Here is a 2,135-nt window from a genome sequence, read left to right as displayed (position 1 = left end):
AGCAATCACCCGTTGGCTGGAATCACAAGATTTGGGCATGCAACTTGAGATCGCCGGTTTCGCGACATTCTTGGTTTTCGGGGATGATGACACCCTCACGCTTGGCGACTCGGAGCAGCTCGAGTCTCTTTACCGATGGTTGAACGAGCCAGGCTTGGCATCGGACATCGCCGCCGAACGTGCCCTGATCTTTCGAGTGTGCTTCGCTTCCTTTGCCGAGGATAGAGCGACAGGCGCCGGATGGAAGCGAACCGAAGTGTTGGTGCGGAAAATTCTGAAAGACGCTACGCGCGACGGTAGGTTTGCCGCTACCCGCAAGGCACAAAGGATGCTTGAGCTCTTGCCCGCCCGAAAAGAGAGCTGGAATCAGGTCGTGAGATCCTGGAATGAATTGACCGCGACGTATCTAACACACGAGGCTCTCAGTAGTTGGAGGGCCGCCGAGAAGCTCCGAGGCCTGAGGGCCATTTCAAGCACCAGCGTTCCTGTTGCTGGGCTTGGGTCGCCTCATCGAGGCGCTGCTTAATTCTGGTAAAGCCGCAATTCCCCTGTGCTGCGGGGCGTGCGTCTGCGTGCACCTGTCGGATCCATGGAGGCCACGCTAGCCGCTTAAAAGCATGACAGCGCATTGAAACTGACCGTCAGGGCCACCGGAGGATATCTCCACCCGACCGGCGGCCCACTTGCGATGCTGTAGCACAAGAGCCGAAACCGGCATCTCAATGGCAGGCACGGCTTCGCGCTTTTCTTCGAACATATGCCAGTGCCAGCGGGCCTAACACATCGAGATGAACGAAAGTCTCCGGATAGGCTATATCGTTTCAGTCGCTTCATTGCTCGAGAGCGGCTCAGGCCGATGCTCAGGGCCGTAGAAGGTGGTACGTCCGCCTGCCTTCGGCGCAGACGCGGCTGCCTGCTCGACATGATGTCGCGGTGGCGTCAGTGCCGCTGCGAACGAAAACCGACAAATATCGAACAAAATCCGCAATTGGTGACGAAAAGTCCGGATTGGCTATATAATATGAGATCGTTGGATGGGGGAGCCCGATGTCGATCTATAACCCTTTGAGAGACAAGCTGGTCGCAAACAGCTCTGCCTCGCTCAAGACGACCTTTGCCGACATCGAGATGCTTATCGGTCGCTCCCTCCCGAAATCGGCGTATGAATATGATGCGTGGTGGGCCAACGAAGACCCCGTCAAAACTAATCACAGTCACAGCCTTGCGTGGACAGTTCCGGGGTATCAAGCCGAACCAAATCGATTGCAACGGACAGTAACATTTCGGCGCAGGGGGTAGCATTTTCCGCAAAAGCGAATGCCTATGAACCTGGTCGCTCGAGGATGCGTCGTGAATGAAAATGATCACGCGACACGACTAAGCCCGTATCGACAAGATATGATATTTCTTATCGCAGTAGCCTCTCTGGCGGGAGCGGTAACTGCTGGGGTGATGGTGAATATCTCCGTTGGCAGGAGTGTGGGGTGGATTGGCTTCGTGGGTACCATCGTAGGCAGTGCCATTAGCTTCGGCGCTGTCACCCACCACGATAACAGGCGCCAGAAACAAGAGATCAAAGCCACGAGAGCAAGTCTCTACGCTGAGATCGTCGATCGAGTTGCACGATGCGCCAACGACTACATAGAGCCGTGGAGGGATTGGGGCACGAGGAAGATTGCAAGTGAAGACGCCAAATTCCTTCCGTCACTCCCACTCGTGTTGCCTGCTGTTGCGGGAAAGCTCGGACTGCTCGACGCCGAGATACTGCTGGCAGTGACACAGTTCTATTTTCGTCTCTCGGTTCTGAGAGACGCAATCGAGCTTGTTTCTGGAGAGCCCGACACAAGCGAAGCAATCCGCTTGCAGCGCATTAAAATAATCCAACGACGATTTCTTAGTTGCTTCGCTCCGGCACTCCGTTCACTGACATTGCTCGATGTGCCGGACTGGGAGCAGTTTGATTGCGAAGCCGCCAAGGTGTACCCTCACCTAAGAAAAGAACCGGGTGATTTGCGCGTGATACTCGAACGATTTGCTGCGTCAGCGGCAAAGCAAAACAGTCGACTGTGAACAAGCCTGTAAGCGATTGAGCAGGAGTCTGTTTTTGGTGTTTTGACGGCGTTTGAGATTGCAGG

General features: G+C 55.1%; 3 protein-coding genes. All 3 read left to right on the top strand.

The genetic code is table 11. The features are described 5' to 3' along the window. Positions 1-526: hypothetical protein (locus XH79_RS06950; protein WP_271581172.1), on the top strand; the 526-nt coding region annotated here is incomplete at its 5' end. A gap of 521 nt (positions 527-1,047) precedes the next feature. Then, positions 1,048-1,299, top strand: a complete 252-nt coding sequence (locus XH79_RS43210; RefSeq protein WP_225129206.1) for a DUF7662 domain-containing protein — start codon at positions 1,048-1,050, stop codon at positions 1,297-1,299. A 51-nt stretch (positions 1,300-1,350) separates the two neighbouring features. Continuing rightward, on the top strand, positions 1,351-2,070 hold the full coding sequence (locus tag XH79_RS06945; RefSeq protein ID WP_271581171.1) for a hypothetical protein: 720 nt from the start codon (positions 1,351-1,353) through the stop codon (positions 2,068-2,070). Positions 2,071-2,135 lie beyond the last annotated feature (65 nt).

This window comes from Bradyrhizobium sp. CCBAU 45389 (genome assembly GCF_028128625.1).
Taxonomy (GTDB): domain Bacteria; phylum Pseudomonadota; class Alphaproteobacteria; order Rhizobiales; family Xanthobacteraceae; genus Bradyrhizobium; species Bradyrhizobium liaoningense_B.
This window is presented reverse-complemented; position numbering and strand designations above follow the sequence as displayed.

Bases quoted from the DNA above. Each gene is read 5' to 3' on its own strand.
- XH79_RS43210 (WP_225129206.1), top strand. From the start codon at position 1,048: ATGTCGATCTATAACCCTTTGAGAGACAAGCTGGTCGCAAACAGCTCT.